Raw genomic sequence first — 1,392 nt, 5'->3', positions numbered from 1 at the left:
TAACACCTCGTTATCGAGTTCACTGGCCGAAAAACTGGTGTTTTCCGTTGCACCGTTACACCAGCGCTCATGTTACAGTCGTTGACCGGACCGGCGATTCTTGCTAATCAGCCATGAAGATTTTGTAATACGCTGCGTCCACGGCCATTAGAATCAAGGTAGAACATGAATTTCTTGAAAATTCGACCCTCCAAAGTCGCAGCAACCCTTGGCGTGGTTCTGGCCACGTTTTGGCCTTTCACCCCGGTTTTCGCGAATGGCTATGGCGAGGATCCGTCCTGGCAGTTTCAGACTACGGCGGATTTTGCCAACGAAGCAGCGGTGCAGACGCTGATCCAGCAGGTTAAGCACCACACGTTCCAGCCGCCGACCACCACGTACAGCACGACGACCTCGACCACGAGCACAATCAACGGCCAGCAAAATTGCATCGCGCAGGCCACTTCAACCGGTAATTCCGGCACCAACACCACCAGCGGCAACGCCGCAACCTCAGCCGGTGGCCTTTCCACCGCAACCGGCAACTCCACCAGCAGTGCTGTGAACGGGAATTCTACCACCTCACCCGGTACGGTCACCAACACGCCGACCAACTCAGGTACGGTTGGTGCGTCATACAATGGCGGTACCACGTCAAACTCTTCCAGCGGGTCCGTGAACTCGCCGCTGAACTCCACGCAGACCAACACAAGCTCCACCCAAACAGCCAGCAATTCCGGCACTGCCTGCTCCGGCAGCGTGTTCAATAGCGGCTCCAGCAGCGGGTCTGCCAGCGGCAACACGACCACCGGCGCGATTAATTGATTTCTTCAAGAATTTTTTAGGTCATAGACTGATGAACTTTGACCGTCCTCGCTCGCTGCGCCGTGCCGCGAAACTTCCCGCTACGTTTGGTTTGATCCTAGCGGTTCTCAGCCTTGCCGGTTGCGAACCCTTGTTGGGCGGTGCCACCACCAAGTTCGACAAGGTCGGGCAGGGCGAGGCGCCAGTGGTTATTGGGCCGCCTGTCCGCGACAATTACACGCCGATGAATGAAGCGCTGGCGTGCTTGGCGCACCAGATCGAAGTTTCCAACAAGCCGCACCTGACCATCGCGGTGGATGACATCAAGGACTACACCGGCCAGTATAACATTAACCAAGGTGACGCGATCACCCAGGGCGGGTCACTGATGGTGATGTCCGCCCTTGGTAAATTGGGCGGCACCGTTAATGTGGCTGACCGGTTCAATACCGATGTGGCGCAGATGGAGCTGAGCTTCATGAACCAGCGTGAGCTGGGCGATGGCCAAACTCACGTTGTGGGTGCCGGGCATGACGCCAAGCAGGTGCCGTGGATCCCGTATTACGGCGGCAGCATCATCGGGTCGCAATATTACATCACCGGCGGCAT

2 protein-coding genes are annotated in these 1,392 nt (G+C 57.1%); one reads left to right on the top strand and one right to left on the bottom strand.

Annotated features, from left to right (window positions below; genetic code table 11):
• Positions 1 to 287 precede the first annotated feature (287 nt).
• Positions 288 to 782 (bottom strand): hypothetical protein, encoded by a 495-nt coding sequence (locus B7Z76_RS16135; protein WP_291345282.1) that lies wholly within the window; start codon positions 780 to 782, stop codon positions 288 to 290.
• Between the two features lie 53 nt (positions 783 to 835).
• Here B7Z76_RS16135 and B7Z76_RS16130 point away from each other — a divergent pair.
• Positions 836 to 1,392, top strand: a 557-nt coding sequence (locus B7Z76_RS16130; protein WP_291345280.1) for a hypothetical protein, incomplete at its 3' end; no start/stop codon positions are given.

It is taken from the genome of Acidiphilium sp. 20-67-58, from assembly GCF_002255515.1.
Lineage (GTDB): Bacteria > Pseudomonadota > Alphaproteobacteria > Acetobacterales > Acetobacteraceae > Acidiphilium.
This window is presented reverse-complemented; position numbering and strand designations above follow the sequence as displayed.